The sequence below is a fragment of the Acinetobacter sp. QJM3NY_42 genome (genome assembly GCF_056173745.1).
In genome coordinates, this window is sequence record NZ_CM149689.1 from 220,870 (window position 1) to 245,264 (window position 24,395).

The following is a 24,395-nucleotide window of genomic DNA, read 5'->3' on the forward strand; positions in this document are numbered from 1 at the left end:
TTTTTGCGTTACAATAATCGGCTCGATTTTTGTTAGTTTGCTGAATATATCAGTTAATTTAATAATAAATCAAATAAATTCAAACGCTTACCAATATTTTTTGATTTGAAAATATTGATAAGCGTTTTCATACCACTCAAGATTGCAGCTTTTGTAAAAAGTGGTGGCCATATCGGCCTGCGTAATTCCTTCTAAGCCCGTTCTGCAGGCGGGCTTGGTTTACTTTCCGAGGACTCCAGATGGCATACTCATATACCGAAAAGAAACGGATCCGTAAGAATTTTGGTAAATTGCCCCAAGTCATGGAAGCACCGTACCTGTTGTCTATTCAAGTCGACTCGTACCGTACTTTCCTGCAAGACGGCAAAACTCCAAAAAACCGCGAAGATATCGGTCTCCAAGCCGCATTTCGTTCAGTTTTTCCTATAGAAAGTTATTCTGGCAATGCTGCTTTAGAATTTGTTGAGTATAGCCTTGGTAAACCCGAGTTTGATGTCCGCGAATGTATTCTTCGTGGCTCAACCTATGCGGCACCAATGCGCGTAAAGATTCGTCTGATCATTAAAGATCGCGAAACAAAATCAATCAAAGATGTTCGTGAACAAGAAGTCTATATGGGTGAAATTCCACTCATGACTGAAAATGGTACCTTTGTCATCAATGGTACCGAGCGTGTAATCGTATCTCAGTTACATCGTTCACCGGGTGTATTCTTTGACCATGACAAGGGTAAAACCCACTCAAGCGGTAAAGTGTTGTATTCAGCACGTATTATTCCTTACCGTGGTTCATGGCTTGATTTTGAGTTTGATGCCAAAGATCTGGTATATGTACGTATCGACCGTCGTCGTAAATTACTTGCTACTGTAGTTATGCGTGCGCTGGGCTATAACAATGAACAGATTCTGGATCTGTTCTATGAGAAAGTCCCTGTGTATCTGGATATGGGCAGTTATCAGATTGATCTCGTGCCTGAACGCCTGCGTGGTGAAATGGCGCAGTTCGATATTGCTGACAATGATGGCAAAGTGATTGTTGAGCAGGGTAAACGTATCAATGCACGTCATGTACGTCAAATGGAAGCTTCTGGCCTGACTAAACTGCCAGTTCCTGATGAGTACCTGTACGAACGGATTACTGCTGAAGATATTAGCCTGAAATCAGGAGATGTAATTGCTGCGAATACCTTGCTGAGCCATGAAATCATGGTGAAGATTGCTGAAGGTGGCGTGAAGCAGTTTAATATCTTGTATACCAATGATATTGACCGTGGTTCATTCGTGGCAGATACCTTACGTGCAGATACAACAAGTGGCCGTGAAGAAGCCCTGGTTGAGATCTATAAGGTAATGCGTCCAGGCGAGCCGCCAACAAAAGAAGCTGCTGAGAACCTGTTCAATAACCTGTTCTTCTCTTCTGAGCGTTATGACCTGTCACCTGTTGGTCGTATGAAATTCAACCGTCGTTTAGGTCGCCCATACGAAGTAGGAACTGACCAGAAGTCACGTGAAGTTGAAGGTATTCTCTCGAATGAAGATATCATCGATGTGTTACGTACTTTAGTTGAAATTCGTAACGGTAAGGGTGAGGTCGATGATATTGACCATCTGGGTAACCGTCGTGTCCGTTCTGTAGGTGAAATGACTGAGAACCAGTTCCGTGTAGGTCTGGTCCGTGTTGAACGTGCAGTTAAAGAGCGTCTGTCACAGGCAGAAACTGACAACCTGTCTCCACAGGACCTGATCAATGCTAAACCGGTAGCTGCTGCAATCAAAGAATTCTTTGGTTCAAGCCAGTTGTCCCAGTTTATGGATCAGAATAACCCGCTATCTGAAATTACACATAAGCGTCGTGTATCGGCACTTGGACCAGGCGGTTTGACCCGTGAGCGCGCAGGCTTTGAGGTGCGTGACGTACACCAGACCCACTATGGTCGTGTGTGTCCGATTGAAACCCCTGAAGGACCAAACATCGGTCTGATTAACTCGCTGTCTGTATACGCAAAAACCAATGAATTTGGTTTCTTGGAAACGCCTTACCGTAAAGTGGTAGATGGCCGTGTAACAGATGAAGTTGAATATCTGTCTGCAATTGAAGAAGTAGGAACTGTGATTGCTCAGGCCGACTCTGCACTCGATAAAGATGGTTATTTAACCGAAGAGCTGGTTTCTGTACGTTACCAGGGCGAATTTGTGCGTATGGCTCCAGAGCGTATTACGCATATGGATGTTTCTGCACAGCAGGTAGTTTCTGTAGCAGCATCCCTGATTCCATTCCTTGAGCACGATGATGCCAACCGTGCATTGATGGGTTCAAACATGCAGCGTCAGGCTGTACCGACACTGATTGCGGACAAACCGCTAGTAGGGACAGGTATGGAAGCGAATGTTGCACGTGACTCAGGTGTATGTGTAATTGCAAAACGTGGCGGTACCATTGAATTCGTAGATGCGTCACGTGTAGTTATTCGTGTTAACGAAGACGAGATGATTGCGGGTGAAGCGGGTGTAGATATCTACAACTTGATCAAATACACACGTTCAAACCAGAATACCTGTATTAACCAGAAAGTTCTGGTGAATCTGGGTGATAAAGTTGGTCGTGGTGATGTACTGGCTGATGGCCCGTCTACGGATGGTGGTGAATTAGCGCTTGGTCAGAACATGCGTGTTGCATTCATGACTTGGAATGGTTACAACTACGAAGACTCAATCCTGCTTTCTGAACGTGTACTTCAGGAAGACCGTTTAACTTCTATTCACATTCAGGAATTGTCATGTGTAGCACGTGATACCAAACTGGGTGCAGAAGAAATTACTGCAGATATTCCAAACGTAGGTGAAGCTGCGCTTTCTAAACTGGATGAATCCGGTATTGTTTATATCGGTGCAGAAGTAACGGCTGGCGATATTCTGGTTGGTAAAGTGACACCTAAAGGTGAAACTCAGCTCACACCTGAAGAAAAACTGCTTCGTGCTATCTTCGGTGAGAAAGCAGCTGATGTAAAAGATTCATCTTTACGTGTTCCATCAGGTACCAAAGGTACGGTAATTGACGTTCAGGTGTTTACACGTGATGGTCTGGAAAAAGATGACCGTGCACTGGCGATTGAGAAAGCACAACTTGACGCTTATCGTAAAGATTTGAAAGAAGAATATAAAATCTTTGAAGAAGCGGCTCGTGAACGTATTGTACGTTTGCTGAAAGATCAGGTGTCTAACGGCGGTGGAAATACCAAACGTGGTGAGAAACTGTCTGAAGAATTGCTCTCTGGCCTTGAACTGATTGATCTGCTCGAAATCCAGCCAAGCGATGAAGCGATTGCTGAACGTTTAACCCAGATCCAGGTGTTCTTGAAAGAGAAAAGCACCGAGATTGACGAGAAGTTTGCCGAGAAGAAACGCAAGCTTTCTACGGGTGATGAGCTGACTCATGGCGTATTGAAAGTTGTGAAGGTTTATCTGGCAGTTAAACGTCGTATCCAGCCGGGTGATAAAATGGCGGGTCGTCACGGGAACAAGGGTGTGGTATCACAAATCCTGCCTGTAGAAGACATGCCACATGATGCCAATGGTGTTCCGGTTGATGTGGTATTAAACCCGCTAGGTGTACCATCACGTATGAACGTGGGACAGATTTTGGAAACACACTTGGGTCTTGCTGCAAAAGGTTTGGGTGAGCAGATCGACAAGATGCTTAAACAGCAGCGTGCTATTGCTGAACTGCGTGATTTCCTTGATAAGATTTACAATAAAGTCGGTGGTGAGCAAGAACAGCTTGATACACTGACTGATGATGAAATCTTGAAACTTGCAGGAAACCTCAGCAAGGGTGTGCCACTGGCAACTCCAGTATTTGATGGTGCCGAAGAAGGCCAGATCAAAGAGTTACTTGAACTTGCAGAACTGCCACGTTCTGGCCAGCAGATCCTGTTTGATGGACGTACAGGCGAACAGTTTGACCGTCCGGTAACTGTAGGTTACATGTATATGCTTAAACTCAACCACTTGGTGGATGACAAGATGCATGCGCGTTCTACCGGTTCTTACTCTCTTGTAACGCAACAGCCGCTTGGTGGTAAAGCACAATTCGGTGGTCAGCGTTTCGGTGAGATGGAAGTCTGGGCACTTGAAGCTTACGGTGCAGCATATACTCTTCAAGAGATGCTGACCGTGAAGTCGGATGACGTTGAAGGCCGTACCCGCATCTATAAGAATATTGTAGATGGAAACCATTATATGGATCCGGGCATGCCTGAATCGTTCAACGTATTGACCAAAGAGATCCGTTCTTTAGGTATCAACATTGAACTGAAAAATGGTGACTAAGGTCTAGGACCTTTCACCTTTTCAGGTAAAAACAATATTTGTGACCCAGCCGGGCGGGCAATGTGCCCACCGGCACACGGAGAAAAAAATTGAAAGACTTGCTCGATATCATGCGTAAGAAAACGGATTCAGACGGTCATGCACCGGTTGAATTTGACCGTATCCGTATTGGTCTTGCGTCACCAGAAATGATTAAGTCATGGTCTCACGGCGAAGTGAAAAAGCCTGAGACAATTAATTATCGTACCTTTAAACCGGAGCGCGACGGTTTATTCTGTGCCAAAATTTTTGGTCCAGTAAAAGATTACGAATGCTTGTGTGGTAAATACAAGCGTATGAAGTACAAAGGCGTCATCTGTGAAAAATGTGGCGTTGAAGTAACAACTGCGAAAGTTCGTCGTGAACGTATGGGTCACATCGAGCTTGCCTCTCCAGTGGCACACATTTGGTTCCTGAAATCATTGCCGAGCCGTATTGGTCTGCTTCTTGACATGACCTTGCGTGATATTGAACGTGTACTGTATTTCGAATCTTATGTAGTGACTGATCCGGGTATGACTCCGTTTGAGAAATACCAGTTGCTTACTGATGAAGAATACTACAACGCACTTGAAGAACACGGTGATGAATTCACCGCAAAAATGGGTGCGGAAGCTGTTCAAGACCTGTTAAAAGATATCGATCTTGAAGCAGAAATCTCTCGTTTGCGTGAAGAAATTCCACAAACTACGTCTGAGACCAAGCTCAAGAAAGCATCAAAACGTCTTAAACTGATGGAAGCTTTTAAAGAGTCGAACAATAAGCCGGAATGGATGGTGATGAATGTACTGCCAGTACTTCCACCAGATCTTCGTCCGTTAGTTCCACTTGAGGGCGGCCGTTTTGCGACTTCTGATCTGAATGATCTTTACCGTCGTGTGATCAACCGTAACAACCGCTTAAAACGTCTTCTTGACCTGGCTGCTCCAGATATTATCGTACGTAATGAAAAACGTATGCTTCAAGAATCTGTAGATGCATTGCTGGATAATGGGCGTCGTGGTCGTGCCATTACTGGTTCTAACAAACGTCCTTTAAAATCTTTGGCAGACATGATCAAAGGTAAGCAAGGTCGTTTCCGTCAGAACTTGCTGGGTAAACGTGTTGACTATTCTGGCCGTTCAGTAATTACGGTAGGGCCGTCTCTACGACTGCATCAGTGTGGTCTGCCTAAGAAAATGGCACTTGAACTGTTCAAGCCATTTATTTTTGCAAAATTGCAGGCTTCAGGCCAAGCAACCACCATTAAAGCTGCCAAGAAAATGGTTGAGCGCGAAACTCCAGAAGTTTGGGACGTTCTTGCTCATGTTATCCGTCAGCACCCGGTTATGCTAAACCGTGCGCCAACACTTCACCGTCTGGGTCTTCAAGCGTTTGAACCGATCCTGATTGAAGGTAAGGCAATTCGTCTGCATCCACTGGTATGTACCGCATTTAACGCCGACTTTGACGGTGACCAAATGGCTGTACACGTACCATTGACGCTTGAAGCCCAGCTTGAAGCACGTGCACTGATGATGTCGACTAATAACATCCTGTCTCCTGCGAACGGTGAACCGATCATTGTGCCGTCTCAGGACGTGGTCTTAGGTCTTTACTACATCACCCGTGATGCAGTGAATGCCAAAGGTGAAGGCATGGTGTTTGCTGATACGCATGAGGTAAACCGTGCACTGGCTACCGGTCAGGTAGCGATGCATGCCCGCGTAAAAGCACGTGTACACCAGACCATTATCAATGAAAATGGTGAGCGCGAGCAGCAGACAATCATTGTACAGACCACGCCAGGCCGCTGCCTGCTATGGGAAGTTGTGCCGGAAGGTTTAAGCTTCGAGCAGATCAATGTAGAGATGACCAAGAAAAATATCTCGAAACTGATTAACTCTTGCTACCGTAAGCTGGGCCTGAAAGATACTGTTATTTTTGCTGACCAGTTAATGTACTTGGGCTTCCGTCAAGCGACTCGCTCTGGTGTATCTGTTGGTATGGAAGACATGGTTATTCCGCCACAGAAACAGGCAATTATTGACAAGGCGGAAACTGAGGTTCGTGAAATTGAACAGCAGTTTGAACAGGGCTTTGTTACCGCAGGTGAGCGTTATAACAAAGTAGTGGATATCTGGGCACGTACTAATGACCAGGTTGCAAAAGCGATGATGGATAACCTGTCATTTGTAAGTGTAACCAACCGTGAAGGCCAGGAAGAAAAGCAGAAATCATTTAACTCGATTTATATGATGTCTGACTCTGGTGCGCGTGGTAGTGCAGCGCAGATTCGTCAGCTCGCAGGTATGCGTGGTCTGATGGCAAAACCGGATGGTTCGATCATTGAAACACCGATTAAAGCAAACTTCCGTGAAGGTTTGACTGTACTTCAGTACTTCATCTCGACTCACGGTGCACGTAAAGGTCTGGCCGATACTGCATTGAAAACTGCGAACTCGGGTTACCTGACGCGTCGTCTGGTTGACGTAGCGCAAGATTTGGTCATTACTGAGCCGGATTGTGGCACTGTGGGTGGCTTGACGATGACTCCACTCATTCAGGGTGGTGACGTGATCGAGCCGTTACGTGATCGTGTACTAGGCCGTGTGATTGCTGAAGATGTGATCCGTCCAGGCAGTGAAGAGGTTCTCTTCCCGCGTAATACGTTAATTGACGAAAAAATTGCTACTCAGCTTGAAGAAGCAGGTATCGATGAAATCCGTGTACGTTCAGTGATCAGCTGTGACTCGGCATTTGGTGTATGTGCAAAATGTTATGGTCGTGACCTTGCACGTGGTCATCTGGTGAATCCAGGTGAATCTGTTGGTGTTATGGCAGCGCAATCGATTGGTGAGCCAGGTACACAGTTAACCATGCGTACCTTCCACGTGGGTGGTGCTGCAAGCCGAACTTCTGCTGCAAACAGTGTTCAGGTACGTAATAAAGGTACTGTACGTTTCCATAATGTGAAAACTGTACAGCATGCTAAAGGCCACTTGGTTTCAGTTTCCCGTTCGGGTGAAGTTGGTATTGCTGATGAGCTGGGTCGTGAGCGTGAACGTTACAAACTGCCGTATGGTGCAAGCATTCTGCTGAAAGAAGGTGAAGCTGTAGAAGCTGGTGGTATTGTGGCAACTTGGGATCCGCATACCCATCCGCTGGTAACAGAAGTGGCTGGTAAGGCGCGTTTCTCGCAAATTACTGATGGTGTGACTGCAACATCGAAAACAGATGATGCAACAGGTATGACTACTGTTGAGATTCTGCCAGTGACTGCTCGTCCTGCATCAGGTAAAGATTTGCGTCCAGCGATCGTACTTGATACAGCAGATGGCAGTGAACAGTTCTACTTCCTGCCACAGAACACGATTGTGACTGTACGCAGCGGTGAAACAATTGGTGTAGGTGATGTTATTGGCCGTGTACCACAGGAATCTTCACGTACTCGTGATATTACCGGTGGTCTGCCACGTGTTGCCGACCTGTTTGAAGCACGTAAGCCAAAAGAGCATGCGATCTTGGCAGAAGTATCAGGCGTAGTAAGCTTCGGTAAAGAAACCAAAGGTAAAAACCGTCTGGTAATTACTCCGGATGATGGCGCTGAAGTTTATGAAGAGCTGATTCCTAAATGGCGTCAGATCAACGTGTTCGAAGGCGAGCATGTGAATCGTGGTGAAGTCATTTCTGATGGTCCACAAAATCCACATGATATCTTGCGTTTGAAAGGCGAAGTGGCATTGACCAACTACATCGTGAACGAAGTTCAGGACGTTTACCGTCTTCAGGGTGTAAAAATCAATGACAAGCATATTGAAGTCATCGTACGTCAAATGCTGCGTAAGGTTGAAATCACTGATGGTGGTGATTCAAGCTTCATTAAAGGTGAACAAGTGGATTATATCCGCGTGGTTCAAGAGAACCAGGCAGTTCTGTCTCAGAACAAGTTTCCTGCGAAGTTTGAACGTCAATTGATGGGTATTACCAAAGCATCATTGTCGACTGACTCCTTCATTTCTGCTGCATCGTTCCAGGAAACTACTCGTGTGTTAACTGAAGCAGCTGTAACAGGTAAGGAAGATGATCTGCGCGGCCTGAAAGAAAACGTGGTAGTAGGCCGTCTGATTCCGGCAGGAACAGGCTTGGCTTATCACTTGGAGCGTCGTCGTCAGGAAGCAGAAGCTGCAGAATTCGCTTTGGCTAATGACTTCTCTGAAGTAGATCAGGCATTTTCTCAAGCACTGAATGAAGAGCTTTAAGTTCTAGAATTTAAAAAAAGCACCTAAGGGTGCTTTTTTTATAGCTGCGAAATGATATTTCTTGATAAATCATACCTGATAAAGTGCATGAGTTTTTTACATAAATTACTGAATACTTACTTAGTTCATAACATATTCATCAGAATTGCTGCATAAATTTAAACTAAGCTAATAAAGCATAGAAGCAGGGGATAATAACCTTGAAAAAATTAGTTAGCGTATTGGCAGTGACCACTGCATCAGTATTTATGTTGGCAGGTTGTGAAAACATGTCACCTCGTGAGCAGCGCATTGGTGCGGCGGCTTTAGGTGGTGCGGTAGGTGGTGGAGCAGGGAATGCAGTAGGCGGTAAAGTCGGTGCTGGTTTAGGTGCAGCGGCTGGCGCAGGCGTAGGTACTAATTCTCAAGGTGGCACGCGCGGCAGTACCACAGGTAGTGCAATTGGTGCAGGTCTGGGAGCAGTCGTTGGTGAAGCAGTCATTGGTGGTAATGCTGGCGCTGCAATTGGTGGGGCGCTTGGTGGTGGCGCCGGTGTAGTTATCCAGGAAAGACGTCGCTAACAGCACAGAAAAAATAAGCGCTAGATGCGCTTATTTTTTTGCATAGATTAAATTTGAGTATAGGGTTTAATCAGCGTTTTAGATTTTTTACGGCGGATATATAAGGTTTTTTGCACTTCAGCAATTCTGACGCCTTGATCATCCAGAATATTTAAGGTGTAGTGACGAAGGACAGGTTCATAATTGTGGGCCAGCCTTCTGATTTCTTCAAGTTCTTCCTGGCTTAGACGTATATCGGCATATACAGTGCTGCGTCCTGGCGAAAGGAAACTGATAGAGGCTGCTTTATCCCATACAATATATTTATTGCCTAAGTGGTGCATAAGCATGAGCATATAAAATGGGTCGACCATGGAATAAAGGCTACCACCGAAATGAGTTCCTACGATATTCTGGTTTTTACGAGTCAGTGGCATTTTAACCCGGATATGATAATTGGGCAGATCAATCTGATCGATCATAATTCCGGCACCGCGATAAGGGGAATAGCGGTTAATCATGAATTTGGACACTGCAGGAATATTCTGGAGTTTCTTTAAAAGATTCATACGGACCTATAATTTTTGTCTTTATAAAATAATATTAAGTTAACTAAGATAAACTCGCATTGATCATATACTGTTCTCGTCTGAATAAATGGTCAATCTATATAAATTTGCAACCAGATTAGTTAAATTATCAATAAAAACTCTAGAGTAAATAAATTCAAAATAACTATAAATATTTGAAAAATATTGACTAAATTTGGTTCTTATCTGCATGGTCCCTATGAGTTTTCTATAGCAACTGATAGTAAGCTTGCGACTGAAAAAATTCTGTTAAAATGAGGCACTTTTTGTTTCTTCATTAAATTCATGAACGCAGTCGTAATCGCAATTGCCGTGATGTTTATTTTATCCATCGCGCGAGTTTCTGTTGTTTTGACACTAGTCATTTCAGCAATGATTGGGGGCCTGGTTGCTGGTTTAAGCCTATCTGATACAGTAAGTGCATTTAATGCAGGCTTGGGTGATGGTGCCGAAGTAGCACTCGCTTATGCAGTATTAGGTGCTTTTGCCCTGGCTTTATCTAAATCAGGTTTACCAGATTTACTGGCACATAAACTGATCGGCTTGCTCGGAGCAGAAGTCTCTCAGGCACGTGCTAAGAAAGTAAAGTTTTTGCTGTTAGGAATATTACTGATTTCAGCTATCTGTTCTCAAAACCTGATTCCAGTTCATATCGCTTTTATTCCGGTCTTGGTTCCGCCTTTACTTAAGGTCATGAATCATCTTAATCTGGATCGTCGAGCAGCTGCTTGTGTCTTAACACTAGGTTTAGTGGGGACTTATATCTTCCTGCCAGTCGGTTTTGGTGCGATTTTCCTTGAGCAGATTCTCATGGGAAATATTAATAAGATTGGGGCCGCCTATAATCTGCATGTGGACCGCTGGATGATGCCTATGGGTATGGCTATTCCTGTATTAGGTATGCTTCTTGGTACTTTAGTGGCTGTATTCATCAGTTACCGTAAACCACGCCATTACGTAGATAAAGCGGTTACCCGTGTCACCACTATTGATTTAGATAAACCTGTTCGCATTGGTGAAGTAAAACTTGAAGAAGATGCTAAAGAATTACAGCAGGTTGCGAGTGAAGCTCCAGTTATTTCAAAGAAAACCATGATCATGGCTTTTCTGGCAATTGCATTAACTCTGGCTGCTCAACTCTATTCAGGTTCAATGATTCTGGGTGGTCTAGTCGGTTTTGCAGTACTTTCTGCTTCAGGTATCTTTAAGTGGCAAGATGCTGATGACGTATTTGTACAGGGTATGCGTATGATGGCCTTGGTCGGCTTTATCATGATCTCGGCTGCTGGTTTTGCTTCAGTGATGACCCATACCGGTGACATTAATAGTCTGGTTAATGGGGTTGTGCATCTAATTGGAGATAACCATGCACTGGCTGCATTTCTTATGCTGTTTATCGGCCTATTTGTCACCATTGGTATTGGTTCATCGTTCTCGAGTGTGCCAGTACTGGCAGTAATTTATGTTCCGCTATGTGTACAGTTCGGTTTTAGTCCTTTAGCCACAGTTGCATTGATTGGTACAGCGGCTGCTCTAGGTGATGCCGGTTCTCCTGCTTCAGATTCTACTTTAGGGCCTACTGCCGGTTTGGGAATAGATGGTCAGCATGATCACATTTGGGATACAGTGATACCTACATTTATCCATTTTAATATTCCGCTGCTTATCTCCGGCTGGATTGCTGCGATGGTACTTTAAATCCATCTGGTTATTAGCTTCTTTTAAGGCTCCGATTTATCCTCTTAAGCTCATCTTAAAAATGAGCTGTTTAAAGAGATAATCTGGAGCCTATTTTATTTTAATATAAAGTTAAAATTAAAATAAATCCGATTAAATTAATATGAATAATTAAGTCTATAAATAATTATATTGATAATATATATTTTAAATAAACTATATTGTATTACTCGGATTAATATTTTTTCTTATAATTTAAAACCTAGTATTTTAGTAAATTTAAAATAAAAGTAATGTAAATCAATATATTAAAAATAAAATAAAATTTATATTATTTATGCTATTGCATATTATTAATACACAAGATTATTATAAAAATGTTAATTGTTGAGGTGATTTAAATATGTTAAAAAATATACTTGTTTTTGCTTTGCTGGGATTATCTACTTCTGTGTTTGCTGGGGACTGGCAAGTGAAAATGGGCGCTAGTGTATTGGCTCCTCAAAATGATGATAATGGGACGATTGCAAACACAACAGCAACCGTGAGCAATGAAATTGGTTTTACTCCATCGGTAGAATATTTCTTTGCAGATTCCCCTTTTTCTGTAGAACTTCTGCTTGCTACACCATTTAAACATGATGTTATTCTGGAAAATGTAGGGGAAGCCAGTTTTAAACATTTACCACCAACGCTTACTGCAAAATATAATTTCAAGAATGCCAGCCGTTTTACACCTTATGTTGGCATCGGTGCCACAGTAGCCGTGCCATGGGATGAAAAACTCAAAGGTTCTGATGCAAAACTTGAAGCTGATGTGACCTATGGTGTAGCCGGACAGGTGGGCTTTAATTTCCAGCCTGCTGATGCACAAAACTGGGGAGTATTTGTCGATGTACGTTATGCACAGGTTGAATCTGACTTGAGTTTAAATGGTACAGATATTGGTACGCTGGATATTAATCCGTGGGTTTATACACTCGGCTATAGCTATAAATTCTAAATTTTTGAAATATGTAAAACCCATATACCCAGACAGGACGTCAGGGTATAACACAATAAAAAGATTAAAAATCATTCAGAGCTTTTATTCATTTTATTCTTATTAAAAATCACTGCCCCTAATCTATAGAGTTTCTTTTTAATCCGGTTTTAAATTAATTTCAGATAAGAGGCGGTTAAATTGAAATATGTGATTGCAGTCTGACTATTTTTAGAAATATCAGTTTTACACTACTGCCATAGTTCTTTTTATGAAAAAACTCAGACTTCAAGTGAGCCTATCATCTGCCAATACCAGACTCTACCTGATGCGAATAATAAAATAGCGATAATTTATTCTGTTGTGAAGCAGTGAGTACTGATGGCTATTCCTGCCATTATTTAGAAACAATAGGTGAAATAGTTGTATCTGCGTGACCAGTATGTTGCCTCTATCGCATGCTTTCAGGACGTATACAAGTTACAGCAACCGGAGGGCTACAGATTATAGTCATACCCACAAAGACCTTTTTAAAATAAAAATATTTACCCGGATCTATTGAAAAATATAAGCCACACTCCATTGATAAGGCATTCAATAAAAATGACTGCTTATCTGAAGGAGTGAATCATGAGTGAACAAAGCACATCACAAAACTATAGCTTTCAGGCTGAAGTAGCCCAGTTATTACATCTGGTTACTCATTCTCTCTATTCCAATCCTGAAATTTTTCTTCGCGAACTGATCTCTAACGCATCAGATGCCTGTGACAAGTTGCGTTTTGAAGGTATCAACCATCCTGAATATTATGAAAACGATCCAGATCTGCATGTACGTATCAGTTTGGATAAAGACAATAAAACCATAACCATTTCTGATAACGGTATCGGTCTGAGTCAGCAGGAAGCGATTGATAATCTGGGTACGATTGCCAAATCAGGTACGAAAGACTTTATGTCTAAACTGACAGGCGATCAAAAATCTGATGCTCAGCTGATTGGACAGTTCGGTGTCGGTTTTTATTCGGGTTTCATTGTAGCAGACAAGATTACAGTAGAATCGCGCCGTGCTGGTGCCGAAGCAAATGAAGGCGTACGCTGGATTAGCGGTGGTACTGGTGAATTTGAAGTTCAGCAAATTGAAAAAGTATCTCGCGGTACAGATATTATTCTGCATTTGCGTGAAGATGCGTTGCAGTATCTGGAAAGCTATAAAGTTAAACAGATTGTGAATAAATACTCTGACCATATCAGCCTGCCAATACAGATGCAAAAAGAAGTCTGGCAGGAAGAAGAAGCGACCGAAGGTGAAGAAGCCAAGGGTGGCAAGATGGTCAAAACTGATGAATGGGAAGTTATCAACTCAGCCAGCGCACTTTGGACCCGTAATAAAAACGAGATTACCGAAGAGCAATATATCGAATTTTATAAAAATTTAACGCATGACTTTGAAGCTCCTTTAGCATGGGCACATAACCGGGTTGAAGGCAGTACCGAATATACCCAGTTGTTATATGTACCGAGTAAAGCACCACATGATATTTTCACTCGTGAGGCCAAAGCTGGTATCAAGCTCTATGTAAAGCGTGTCTTTATTATGGACGATGCAGATAACCTGATTCCAAATTATCTGCGTTTTGTACAGGGCGTGGTAGATAGTGCTGACCTTCCATTAAACGTGAGTCGTGAATTGCTACAGGAAAGCCGTGATGTTAAAACCATCCGCGAAGGCAATGCGCGCCGTATTTTGACCATGCTTGATGCCTTGGCTAAATCTGAAGATGAAAAAGACCAGGAAAAATTTAAGCAGTTCTATACTGAGTTTGGTGCAGTGCTGAAAGAGGGCTTAGGAGAAGATTTCAGCAATCGTGAGCGTATTCTTAAACTATTACGCTATGCAACTTCAAACAATGATGAAATCACCACTTCTCTGACAGATTATAAAGCACGCATGAAGGATGGTCAGAAGGCAATTTATTATGTTACTGCCGATAGTCTAACTGCTGCCAAAAACTCACCTCAGCTGGAATTATTCAAAAAGAAAGGAATTGAAGTTCTGCTGATGTCTGAGCGTGTTGATGAATGGGCTATGAACTTTGTAAATGAGTTCGATGGTATGCCGATGCAGAATATCTCCAAAGGGGCAGTGGACTTGGGTGATCTTCAGGATGCAGAAGAGAAAAAAGCTCTTGAACAGGCACAGGAACAGCTTAAGCCGGTGGTAGAAAAGCTGAGTGGAGCCTTGAAAGATAAAACCAAAGAAGTCCGTGTAACTACGCGTCTGGTTGATTCACCGGCCTGTTTGGTTACAGCTGAAGGTGAGCTTTCTCCGCAACTTGTTCGTATGCTGAAACAGGCCGGGCAGCCTATTCCAGAGAGCAAACCAATTCTGGAAATTAATCCTGAACATCCGCTGGTACAAAAGCTTGAAAATACTGAGCAGTTTGATGAATTGGCAAACGTAATCTTTGATCAGGCCATGATTGCAGAAGGGGGCTTACCGGAAGACCCGGCAGCCTATCTAAAACGTATCAATAGTCTATTACTGAAATAAAATTTTTATAAAAAAGCCTCCTTTGGGAGGCTTTTTTATATGGTGTGGTTATAAATCTGTTTATTTAAAACTTTCATTCAGCTTAGGCTTAAATAAATAATCTATAAAATCAATTCAAATTATAGAATTAACTGGGGTAATATAATCTTAGTGATTACCTTATCATTTTGGCCATACTAATATCTATTAATATGACTAAAAAACTAAACCTTTAAGCTCTATAAACTGGATATTTAAATAAGTTTCTATGAGGACTCATAATATATTGGAATACACTCCTATATAGCAGCGTATTGTATTTAATGACTCTGTAGATCTATACAATATCTTTCTACCTATTAATTTACTGTTAAATTAAAAAATTGCTTCCAGACGCACCAGTGTACTTAAGTAATGACTCCGGTCTTCACGTTGATCATTTTGATAATTCAGGTCTCCCTGTACATAGAACCATTCACGCCAAAGCGGTTGACGCCATGAAATAAAGGGTCCCCAACTGTTTAAACGCAGGTCGCTATTATTATAAAAACCGCCCGTATAAAGACCATAGTTAAAACGGTTTCCCGCAAAGAACTGGTGTTCGCGATAGGCACGGTTGTCCCAAGTGAGGTCATCATCCTGTTCATCGGCATAGACCAGTGAAAACTGGTTAGCAAGCACAGGTTGCTCTGGACGGGCATGCACCAGTTCCAGATTGGTCCTTAAATAATTTTCACTGTCGATACCATAACGATAGATTTGTTCAGCATGGAAAGTAAAATCATTACGCAGTTGCCAGTCACGTTCGGCCTTTATCCGCGCATAGATATCATCACCTGAGCGGATACCCAAGTCAGCATCAATTTCAAAGGGTAGGCGCTTGGCAAAATTTGACCAGCGTAAAGCAAGAGAAGAATTTTCTTCACGGGTACGACGCGTATCAAGAGATTTACCCGGCTCATTACGGTTTTCATTACTAATTGCGACATTATTACGAATCTCGTTATCAAGAGATTCATCACCAAATACAATGCTTAAACGTTTTTCCAAGGTGGGCAAATTAATTTTACCCCGAATACGCGGTTTAATTTCATAGCCATCATGTTTATCCCAGCGGTTATCAATTAAAATTCGTAGTGTTGCATCTGCTGGTTTGTTTGGATCTGTCTCACCAAACCAGTTATCAATTTTATTTGAAGATCTATCAGCCCAGTTGCGGATCTGACGTTGTTTGCGGTCGGCCCAACTTTTGTCTTCAGTTACCTCTGTTGGAGGCACAATAGGTTCATCAGACTGCTTGGGTAACAGAGTAGGCGTTTTATCTACCCATGATGGGATATAGTCCAGCCATTCTGGTCCCCGCTCTTCAACAGGCAAGTCAGCTTCATTATCCTGGCTTTTATCGCCTAGATAATTGGCGTAGGGAAGAGTGGCTGTTTTAGTTTCAGCAAAGCTATATGCACTACCTAATGCCCCAGCCGTAAAGATTAGCCCTTGTAAAAATAAATTTAAAACCTTAAGTTTTTTCATTGTAAAATCATTATTGTTACATTTGTCGGCTAACACTTTTGTTGATTTGTCCTATAAATGCAAGATATAGCTACAAAATAAAAAAAAATCCTTTATTATTTTAACGTTAGAGTATTTAGACTAATTTATACTGTTATAGACTGTCAGATTAAGCCCATTTTATGAGCCTATTAGCTGAAAGTATAGAATGCTAAATTTAAAGACGCTTGTAAAAAGAGCCAATACTATGGCTCTCTTTAACAATTTTCTAATAACTAGACAGCAGACTTCTTAAACCATTGAAAAAAGCCTTTTCTAGGTGAGCTTTCAGCAATTGTTTTTTCTTTCATCTTTTCTAATTGTTCTTGAGCCGCAGCTCTCTGTTTTTCCTGTTCTGATTTGCTCAAAGGAGCTTGTGCTTCTTGCTTGGTACTTTCAACCGAAAGTTCAGATTTGGCCGCTGAACGGGGTTTATTCTGCAGTTGATTATCGGATACCTTGCCTTCTGTTGTTATGGGCTGAGTATTCATAGCTTCGCCTGCAGCCAATACCTGTCCCGATACTATAATTATGGCAACAGCAACTACAGATTTCATAAAGCCCATGAAAAATTCCTTTATTAAAAAAAACGGTCTGTATAAGAGTGACTATCTTAACAGTAAGGTTTATTTTAATACTTCATTATCTGAATTGCTGTTTTAAAAAGCCGCAACTTTATAAAAGTGTCTAAAAAACAGGCATTAATTACATTTGCTCTACAGATGCTGATGCTAGCTATGTTCGCGTGGGAAGTTATATAAAAAACAAACTGCTCTGAAAATGGCTAACTAGATAAAAAGAACTCCTCATGGGGGAATGAGGAGTAGGAAAGAGATACAGCTGATTTTAAATTATTATTCAGTTTACAGAATTAAGAGTGAGATAGTTTCATCTTGCAGCGACGGTCATACATTTTACCTGCAATACCACCAATAATCGCACCACTAAATGTGCCAAATACAGGTAATACACTACCGGCTACAGCACCAATCATTACACCTTTAACTGTAGGGGAAAAACGTGATTTTTTGCCTGCAGAGGTGTCATAGCCAGATTTGCCTTTACTATTTGTTTGACCACCAGCGTTATCCATCATATGAGTTACTTTATCTTTAACCATATTGGTTACACCACCATGCTCTGCTGCATCTTTATTGATCTTCTCTAGGCTATCTTGTGCCTTTTCTTTAATTTGATCTACTTTTTCCATGACATTGTTCATTACGCTTGAGTCTTGCTGATTGTCATGTTGTGTAGATGCATGAGTATTTGAAGTATTGCTATCATTTTTTGCAGTAGTCATATATTTTCCCTCATGTAAAAATAAAACAGGTTAGTCATCTATATTAAGGAAAATAGAAAATTTTAATGTTGAAGTGCTGTTATATTGACCTTGCTTTTAGTTAATAAAAAGTGTCTCTTGTAGCTATATTAAAGTTATTTTAAACTTTGGTAAGTAATATATGACTTATTGAAATCAGGATAAATTATAATTTAAATATATTTAAGTTTAAGTTGTTGTTTTAATATTAAAATAAATTTAAAAATTAGAAATTTAATTTATATTATTAGATTTTAATCTATATTAGAAAATAAAAATTATTAAATATTATAAATATCTTAAGTATTTTTAATAATTTATTTTTAAAAGTTAGTAAAATAAATTAAATCTATAAAATTTTATGTAAAAATCCCCAGCTTGTGGGGATTTATTAATAAAATTATTTTTGGTCAGGTATCTCGCAGTTCTCATCGGTACAAACTACGCCATCTTCTGGCTGATTTATACTTGTTTCCTGCTGTGTCTTTAAGACCTGGTCAAAAACTTTTATGAACACATCACGTGGCTGTGCACCTGCCAGAGCAATACGCTGGTCAAATACAAAAAAAGGAACGCCCGTAACTTTAAGCTGTTCACGAGCCAGCTTTTCATCATGCTGCACAAAATCTGCGAAGGTATCAGTATCTAGTACATATTCGACTTCCGCTGCATCTAACCCGATCCGCGCTGCCACATCTTCTACTGTTTCGCGCTCGCCAATGGCTAAGCCCTGTGTCATATAAGTATAGAAAAATGCTTCTTCGGCCTGATTGCCTAAACCTTTACTCTGGGCCAGATGGATAATACGGTGAGCATCAAAGGTGTTACCTGAGTTGGCCTGTTTCCAGTTAAATTCAATTCCTTCTTCTGCGGCCATAGCAGCAATTTTTTGCTGCATTTCTTCCATTTCTTCAACTGTACGCCCGTATTTCTGGGCCAGACGCTCTGTATTGGACTGTTCATGCTTGACTGGTGCTTCTGGATCAAGCTCATAGCTATGCCAATAGACTTCAAGTTCGACTCCTGCCTGTTCAGCTGCCGACTCTAAACGTTTCTTTCCGATATAGCAGAAAGGACAGACTACATCTGACCAGATATCTACACGCATGTTGTTTCTCTTTTCTATGTTTCATTTCAAATGATAAGGGCGACATGAGCGCTTTTAAAGAGAGAGGCTGTAATAAAATGCAAGTCAGCCCGGATTCCTTTATTTTTTAAAATATAAAGAACTGTTTTTAGTCATAAAAGTCAAACAGTGCTGTGTTCTGATTCAGGTTAGTATAAAAATGAAGCGGTCACTGGAGCTAAATATGCCACGTATATTCATGATTTTAGGTGTAGTGACCTTTGCGGTATTTGCTCTATTATTTTATCAGTACTCAGCACAGCGTCGGGATGAGGTACAGGCACAGCAGTTTGAAACAGTGATGACTGAAAAAATGCAGCAGCTGTATCTTCAGGCTCAAGATTGGACCACCCCTATACATCTACAAACGAAAGATCAGCGTTTGTCCGGAGATTACCAGCTCATGGCTGATACTTTGCTCAGTTATTGGGTAAATAGTGCAGAGGCACGTAACCGTTATTTACGTGAACTGGAGAAATCTGACTGGGTTGATTTTTTGGATGTAGTCCGGCTCGATAAAGACCGGAAACAGAATTATAAGGAAACTGAGCAAATGCTGGTGCAGGTTCGCAAGATTTCGCAGCAGTATCAGCAGCATACCAGCCAGATTAAACAGCAGACTTTAGAAAAAGTAGAGCAGTTACCCATTCGTACTGATTTGCGTAAAGCTATGCTTACCAAGCTCGAACGTAGCCAGAAAAGTGACGAAGATCAGGCAATTTTTCAGTTAGAACTACAAATTCTAGAAAAAGCAGAAGCCATGTTTGAAATGCTGAAAAAGTACAAATGGGTCAAGCAAGGTGAAACAATTCTGTTTTATGAAGATGAGCAGGTAAAACAGTTCAACACTTTATATCAGGAAGTATTACAGCTTAATGCTGAAATCGAAAAGATTGAACAGAAAAATGTCAAAGCCCTGAAGCAAGAACTATAGCTTAAGAGCCTCGAAATCATGTTATTTCTAGCTCGAATCATCCTTGTAGTGTTCAGGGATGATTCTTTTTTAGGGTTAAAATAAAAGGCGATTTATTTTTTCGCGACTGTAGCAGGGAAAAGAGGATCCAGGAAATTAGGTGCAACAAAGTCCACTTGCTCTACTTTATAAAGTTTTCCAGCAAAGTTATTTTGTTGATGCCACACTATCTGATTTTTACTGAGATCTATCAGATTTAAAGCATAACGTTGACCTTCAACCGGCATTGAATAATAAATTAGTCCAGCGCCTGCTCCCATGGTTGCCAGTGATACGCCTGCACTCAAGGTCGCTTGTGAGAATTTACGCCCGAAAGACGGCTGAGCTCCGGAAATATTCACAACAAACATTTTATCTGCCTGAGTAAAGGTTTTAAGCGTACTTAAATCTTCAGCAGATAAATCCAGATTGACTGATTGAAAAGTATTCTGGTTGGGTGAAACAGTGGTTTTATTCAATTTTTCAAACAGACGTAAAAGGGTGTCTTGTTGAGATAGATTGGGCGTAGTGTGATTTAAAGCGTTAAGCACAGGAAACTGATTAATTTCCTGCCGTTTATCCTTTGGATGTAAACGGATGTCATACCCTATTATCTGTTTCTTTGGCATAAAACCGCAAATGAAGGGTGCTGATTTCACAGTTGTATTAACCGAAACTTCTTTTAATTGCTGGGCAAGAGCCTCATTAAAGCCTAGGGCCAGTTGAGCACTTTCTTGACCAATAATGTGAGAAGTCCCTAACTCTGCACGCGATAAACAGCTATCAGTTAAAATTGCTACAGAAGATTGTCGGAGCTCATTTTGTTGACGGTCTAAAGCGCTACGTGTTTCGGGTTTAATCGCCATAGTATTACAACCTGTAAGTACTACGGCACAGCTTAACCTGAATAAAATTTTTTTCATTTGAGAAATATAAGATTAATTGTGAAAGAAGAATGTGCAATAAGTTATTATTCGTCACATTGAGTATTGATATTGATTATTTTTTGTTGCAGAGCCAAGTTTTTTATTCAAAAAATTGTAAAAAACCCTGCATTGAGCAGGGTTTCTTTAAGTTTAGTATTTTAAGAATTAAACACGTTCGATAATGGTAGCAATACCCTGACCTAAACCGATACACATGGTCGCAAGACCGATTTGTGTATCTTGCTGTTCCATAATGTTCAGTAGAGAAGTGGTAATACGCGCACCAGAACAGCCCAGTGGATGTCCTAACGCAATTGCGCCACCACTTAAGTTTACGATGTCTTGTTTGTCATAAAGGCCTAAACCTTTCAGTACAGACAGACCTTGTGCGGCAAATGCTTCATTTAGCTCAACTGTTTGCATGTCAGCAATCGAGAGACCAGCACGTTTTAGTGCTTTCTGGGTTGCTGGAACCGGGCCATAACCCATGATCGCAGCATCACAGCCTGCAACTGCCATAGAGCGAATTACGGCACGTGGTTTCAGGCCGAGAGACTGAGCTCGTTCAGCAGACATCAGTAACATGGCAGATGCGCCATCAGACAATGCAGAAGAGGTTGCAGCAGTGACTGTACCGCCTTTAGGGTCGAATACTGGGCGTAAAGCACGGAAAGATTCAATATTGGCATCCGGACGGATTACTTCATCGATATCACACAATACTTTATAACCGTCAGCATTATGACCTTCAATACCCACAATCTCGTTCTGGAACAGACCATTTTCAGTCGCAGCCCAAGCACGACGGTGTGATTCCACACCAAAGGCATCCTGTTCTTCACGGGTAATACCGTTCATACGGCCCAGCATTTCAGCAGTCAGACCCATCATGTTAGATGCTTTAGCATAATGCTTAGAAGCAGCCGGGTTCAGGTCGATACCGTGCATCATACCTACATGGCCCATATGCTCTACACCACCGATGATAAAAATATCACCCTGGTTGGTTGCAATCTGTGCAGCTGCTGTATGAATGGCCTGCATGGAAGAACCACACAGACGGTTAACGGTTTGACCGGCAACAGTTTTTGGAAGGTCCGCCAGCAAAGCAATATTACGGGCAATGTTCATACCTTGTTCAAGGGTCTGGTTTACACAGCCCCAGATCACGTCTTCAACTTCATTCGGGTCGAATTCGTTACGTACCATTAGTGCACGGATAAGTTCAGCAGACATGGTGTCGGCACGTACATTGCGGAACATACCGTTTTTCGATTTGCCCATGGCTGTACGTACACCATCAACAATCACAACGTCACGTGGATTTAAAGTAGCCATTCACGTCACTCCTTAACCGTAGAATTTTTTATTGTTAGCTGCCATGTCACGCAACATTTGTGGCGCTTCATAAGCTTTACCTAGGTGCGCATATTTATCGCAAAGCGCTACATATTCAGCAACACCGGTCTGATCAATGTAACGGCATGGGCCACCACGGAATGGCGGGAAGCCTACACCCATGATCATCGCCATGTCTGCTTCAGCAGGAGTAGCCACAATGTTGTCTTCCAGGCAACGAACTGTTTCATTACAGAAAGCCAGCATCATGCGGTCAATGATTTCCTGAGGATCAAATTCGCGTTTTTCACCTGACACTACCGGAGCAATGACATCATAGGCAGTCGGGTCAACAGTTTTGGCTTTCTTGCCTTTACGGTCGAGCTCATATTTGTAGAAACCGACATCATTTTTCTGACCCAGGCGTTTTGCTTCATACATGGTCTGGATAGAACCTTTGTAATCTGGCTTCATACGGTCAGGGAAACCTTCAGCCATGACTTCTGCACCATGTACGCCGGTATCAATACCAACTACATCCATCAGGTAGGCAGGGCCCATCGGCCAGCCAAATTTTTCCATGACTTTATCGATTTGCTGGAAGTCAGCGCCATCTTTAAGTAACAGATCAAATGCACCGAAGTAAGGGAATAATACACGGTTAACCAGGAAGCCCGGACAGTCGTTAACAACAATTGGCGTTTTACCCATTTTCTGGGCGAGAACTACTGTTGTTGCGATTGCTTCTTCAGATGTCTTTTCACCCCGGATGACTTCAACCAGTGGCATCATGTGTACCGGGTTAAAGAAGTGCATACCAACAAAGTTTTCCGGACGCTGTAAGGCTTTTGCCAGGCGCGTAATCGAAATTGTAGAAGTATTGGATGCAATAATCGTATTCTCACGTACCGATTTTTCAGTATCTGCCAGAACCGCTTCTTTAATTCTTGGGTTTTCAGTGACTGCTTCAATCACGATATCTACTTCTTTAAACTCTTCATAGCTTAAAGTCGGGCGAATACGTGCCAGGGTTTCACCCATTTGCGCAGGTTTCATTTTCTTGCGTTCAACCTGCTTGGTCAGCAGTTTGTTTGCCTCAGTCATACCTAGGGCCAGTTGCGGGTTACCAATATCTTTCATGATAATTGGTGTACCTTTGCTTGCCGCTTGGTAAGCAATACCGCCACCCATGATCCCCGCACCCAGAACAGCTGCCTGATTTACAGGATGTGCACCTTTTTCATGCTGTTTAGAAGCTTTTTTCACAACTTGGTCATTTAAGAACAGACCAATAAGTGCTCCTGCTTGCGGAGTAATAGCTGCTTTGGCAAAACCTTCAGCTTCAGCTTTCAAAGCTTCGTCACGATGTAAGCTTGCACCTGCCTGCAAAGAATCCAATAATAGTTTTGGAGCAGGATATTGAGCCGGATTAGCTTTAGCCAGTACCGCACCCTTAGCTGTATTAAACGCCATCATTTGCTCAAGTGGACTCAATTTTACAGGGTCGAGCTTTTCCTGACGCTTGGTTTTCCAGTCCAGACGGCCATGAATAGCCTGCTTAACCAGATCAACTGCAGCATCTTTGAGCTTATCAGCTGACACAACAGCATCAACAGCACCGTCTTTTAGTGCAGCAGCCGGTTTTTTCGGTGCAGCAGTTGCCATCCATTCAACAGCATTATCAATACCAATAACACGACTTAAACGAACTGTACCGCCAAAACCCGGGAAGATCCCCAGCTTGATTTCAGGTAAGCCCACCTGTGCCTGTTCTGACATGACACGGTAGTCACAGACCAGACACATTTCAAAACCACCACCTAGTGCCATGCCATTAATAGCAGCCACTTTAGGAATGTCCAGGTCTTCAAAGCTGTTAAAAATTTCATGGACAGGCATCGCCCAATCAACAATTGCCTGCTCACCTTGTGCAAAGTTATCACCGAATTCAGTGATATCAGCACCAACGATAAATGTAGATTTGCCTGAAGTAACGATTAAACCCTGAATATCAGCAGCGGATACGGCGTCAATCGCAGCCTTGAAATCTTCAATCGTTGCACGGTTGAATTTGTTAACCGACTCACCTTGTAAGTCAAAGCGGAATTCTGCAATCCCGTCCTCAAGCATTTGGACGGTAATGGCATTGCCAGCGTGGATCATGCCCTGATCTCCTTTATTTTGGAGGACTTCTAAGTTGATGTAATGAAGCGTGTGTACATTTCCCGCACACATCGATGCTCCGCTAATCTTACG

General features: G+C 42.0%; 15 protein-coding genes. 7 read left to right on the forward strand and 8 right to left on the reverse strand.

Features of this window, described 5'->3' with window-relative positions; translation table 11 throughout:
- Window positions 1-239 precede the first annotated feature (239 nt).
- From rpoB to AC0VYT_RS01065, 3 genes are all read left to right on the forward strand, one after another.
- Window positions 240-4,328: a DNA-directed RNA polymerase subunit beta gene (gene rpoB, locus AC0VYT_RS01055; RefSeq protein ID WP_005017058.1), complete on the forward strand. Its 4,089-nt coding sequence runs from the start codon at window positions 240-242 to the stop codon at window positions 4,326-4,328.
- An 89-nt stretch (window positions 4,329-4,417) separates the two neighbouring features.
- Complete coding sequence (rpoC, locus tag AC0VYT_RS01060; protein WP_005023025.1) at window positions 4,418-8,608, forward strand: DNA-directed RNA polymerase subunit beta'; 4,191 nt, start codon at window positions 4,418-4,420, stop codon at window positions 8,606-8,608.
- A 248-nt stretch (window positions 8,609-8,856) separates the two neighbouring features.
- Window positions 8,857-9,168 carry a DNA transfer protein p32 gene (locus tag AC0VYT_RS01065; RefSeq protein WP_228131036.1) on the forward strand — a complete coding sequence of 104 codons (312 nt, stop codon included), beginning with the start codon at window positions 8,857-8,859 and terminating at the stop codon, window positions 9,166-9,168.
- A gap of 47 nt (window positions 9,169-9,215) precedes the next feature.
- Here AC0VYT_RS01065 and AC0VYT_RS01070 read toward each other — a convergent pair whose 3' ends face one another.
- Window positions 9,216-9,716 carry a DUF4442 domain-containing protein gene (locus AC0VYT_RS01070; protein WP_005017053.1) on the reverse strand — a complete coding sequence of 167 codons (501 nt, stop codon included), beginning with the start codon at window positions 9,714-9,716 and terminating at the stop codon, window positions 9,216-9,218.
- Window positions 9,717-10,022: 306 nt separating this feature from the next.
- On the opposite strand from AC0VYT_RS01070, the gene AC0VYT_RS01075 reads away from it, so the two are divergent.
- From AC0VYT_RS01075 to htpG, 3 genes are all read left to right on the forward strand, one after another.
- Window positions 10,023-11,435, forward strand: a complete 1,413-nt coding sequence (locus AC0VYT_RS01075; RefSeq protein ID WP_005405221.1) for a Na+/H+ antiporter family protein — start codon at window positions 10,023-10,025, stop codon at window positions 11,433-11,435.
- A gap of 382 nt (window positions 11,436-11,817) precedes the next feature.
- The gene (locus tag AC0VYT_RS01080; protein WP_005017049.1) at window positions 11,818-12,417 is read left to right on the forward strand and encodes an OmpW/AlkL family protein; all 600 of its coding nucleotides are present in this window, start codon (window positions 11,818-11,820) and stop codon (window positions 12,415-12,417) included.
- A 609-nt stretch (window positions 12,418-13,026) separates the two neighbouring features.
- Window positions 13,027-14,949: a molecular chaperone HtpG gene (gene htpG / locus AC0VYT_RS01085; RefSeq protein WP_248130403.1), complete on the forward strand. Its 1,923-nt coding sequence runs from the start codon at window positions 13,027-13,029 to the stop codon at window positions 14,947-14,949.
- A gap of 354 nt (window positions 14,950-15,303) precedes the next feature.
- On the opposite strand, the gene AC0VYT_RS01090 is transcribed toward htpG, so the two are convergent.
- From AC0VYT_RS01090 to AC0VYT_RS01105, 4 genes are all read right to left on the reverse strand, one after another.
- On the reverse strand, window positions 15,304-16,458 hold the full coding sequence (locus tag AC0VYT_RS01090) for a hypothetical protein (protein WP_005404530.1): 1,155 nt from the start codon (window positions 16,456-16,458) through the stop codon (window positions 15,304-15,306).
- Between the two features lie 254 nt (window positions 16,459-16,712).
- Window positions 16,713-17,042, reverse strand: coding sequence for a hypothetical protein (locus AC0VYT_RS01095; RefSeq protein WP_005017043.1), 330 nt, complete (start codon window positions 17,040-17,042; stop codon window positions 16,713-16,715).
- Between the two features lie 305 nt (window positions 17,043-17,347).
- Window positions 17,348-17,569 (reverse strand): DUF456 domain-containing protein, encoded by a 222-nt coding sequence (locus AC0VYT_RS01100; RefSeq protein WP_372410743.1) that lies wholly within the window; start codon window positions 17,567-17,569, stop codon window positions 17,348-17,350.
- A gap of 628 nt (window positions 17,570-18,197) precedes the next feature.
- Entirely contained in the window at window positions 18,198-18,905 is a 708-nt protein-coding gene (locus tag AC0VYT_RS01105; RefSeq protein WP_005017040.1) for a DsbA family oxidoreductase, read from the reverse strand.
- A 202-nt stretch (window positions 18,906-19,107) separates the two neighbouring features.
- Here AC0VYT_RS01105 and AC0VYT_RS01110 point away from each other — a divergent pair, with 202 nt between their 5' ends.
- Window positions 19,108-19,857, forward strand: a complete 750-nt coding sequence (locus AC0VYT_RS01110; protein ID WP_034671075.1) for a hypothetical protein — start codon at window positions 19,108-19,110, stop codon at window positions 19,855-19,857.
- A 92-nt stretch (window positions 19,858-19,949) separates the two neighbouring features.
- On the opposite strand, the gene AC0VYT_RS01115 is transcribed toward AC0VYT_RS01110, so the two are convergent.
- The 3 genes from AC0VYT_RS01115 to fadB form a co-directional block, all read right to left on the reverse strand.
- On the reverse strand, window positions 19,950-20,798 hold the full coding sequence (locus AC0VYT_RS01115; protein ID WP_005404533.1) for a lipoprotein: 849 nt from the start codon (window positions 20,796-20,798) through the stop codon (window positions 19,950-19,952).
- Window positions 20,799-20,966: 168 nt separating this feature from the next.
- The gene (fadA, locus tag AC0VYT_RS01120) at window positions 20,967-22,139 is read right to left on the reverse strand and encodes an acetyl-CoA C-acyltransferase FadA (RefSeq protein ID WP_005017032.1); all 1,173 of its coding nucleotides are present in this window, start codon (window positions 22,137-22,139) and stop codon (window positions 20,967-20,969) included.
- A 12-nt stretch (window positions 22,140-22,151) separates the two neighbouring features.
- Complete coding sequence (gene fadB, locus AC0VYT_RS01125) at window positions 22,152-24,302, reverse strand: fatty acid oxidation complex subunit alpha FadB (protein WP_005404534.1); 2,151 nt, start codon at window positions 24,300-24,302, stop codon at window positions 22,152-22,154.
- Window positions 24,303-24,395 lie beyond the last annotated feature (93 nt).

Bases quoted from the DNA above. Each gene is read 5' to 3' on its own strand.
- AC0VYT_RS01095 (WP_005017043.1), bottom strand. From the start codon at position 17,042: ATGGGCTTTATGAAATCTGTAGTTGCTGTTGCCATAATTATAGTATCG.
- AC0VYT_RS01105 (WP_005017040.1), bottom strand. From the start codon at position 18,905: ATGCGTGTAGATATCTGGTCAGATGTAGTCTGTCCTTTCTGCTATATC.
- htpG (WP_248130403.1), top strand. From the start codon at position 13,027: ATGAGTGAACAAAGCACATCACAAAACTATAGCTTTCAGGCTGAAGTA.
- fadA (WP_005017032.1), bottom strand. From the start codon at position 22,139: ATGGCTACTTTAAATCCACGTGACGTTGTGATTGTTGATGGTGTACGT.
- AC0VYT_RS01110 (WP_034671075.1), top strand. From the start codon at position 19,108: ATGCCACGTATATTCATGATTTTAGGTGTAGTGACCTTTGCGGTATTT.
- fadB (WP_005404534.1), bottom strand. From the start codon at position 24,302: ATGATCCACGCTGGCAATGCCATTACCGTCCAAATGCTTGAGGACGGG.
- AC0VYT_RS01100 (WP_372410743.1), bottom strand. From the start codon at position 17,569: ATGGATAACGCTGGTGGTCAAACAAATAGTAAAGGCAAATCTGGCTAT.
- AC0VYT_RS01090 (WP_005404530.1), bottom strand. From the start codon at position 16,458: ATGAAAAAACTTAAGGTTTTAAATTTATTTTTACAAGGGCTAATCTTT.
- AC0VYT_RS01080 (WP_005017049.1), top strand. From the start codon at position 11,818: ATGTTAAAAAATATACTTGTTTTTGCTTTGCTGGGATTATCTACTTCT.
- AC0VYT_RS01065 (WP_228131036.1), top strand. From the start codon at position 8,857: ATGTTGGCAGGTTGTGAAAACATGTCACCTCGTGAGCAGCGCATTGGT.
- AC0VYT_RS01075 (WP_005405221.1), top strand. From the start codon at position 10,023: ATGAACGCAGTCGTAATCGCAATTGCCGTGATGTTTATTTTATCCATC.
- rpoB (WP_005017058.1), top strand. From the start codon at position 240: ATGGCATACTCATATACCGAAAAGAAACGGATCCGTAAGAATTTTGGT.
- AC0VYT_RS01070 (WP_005017053.1), bottom strand. From the start codon at position 9,716: ATGAATCTTTTAAAGAAACTCCAGAATATTCCTGCAGTGTCCAAATTC.
- AC0VYT_RS01115 (WP_005404533.1), bottom strand. From the start codon at position 20,798: ATGAAAAAAATTTTATTCAGGTTAAGCTGTGCCGTAGTACTTACAGGT.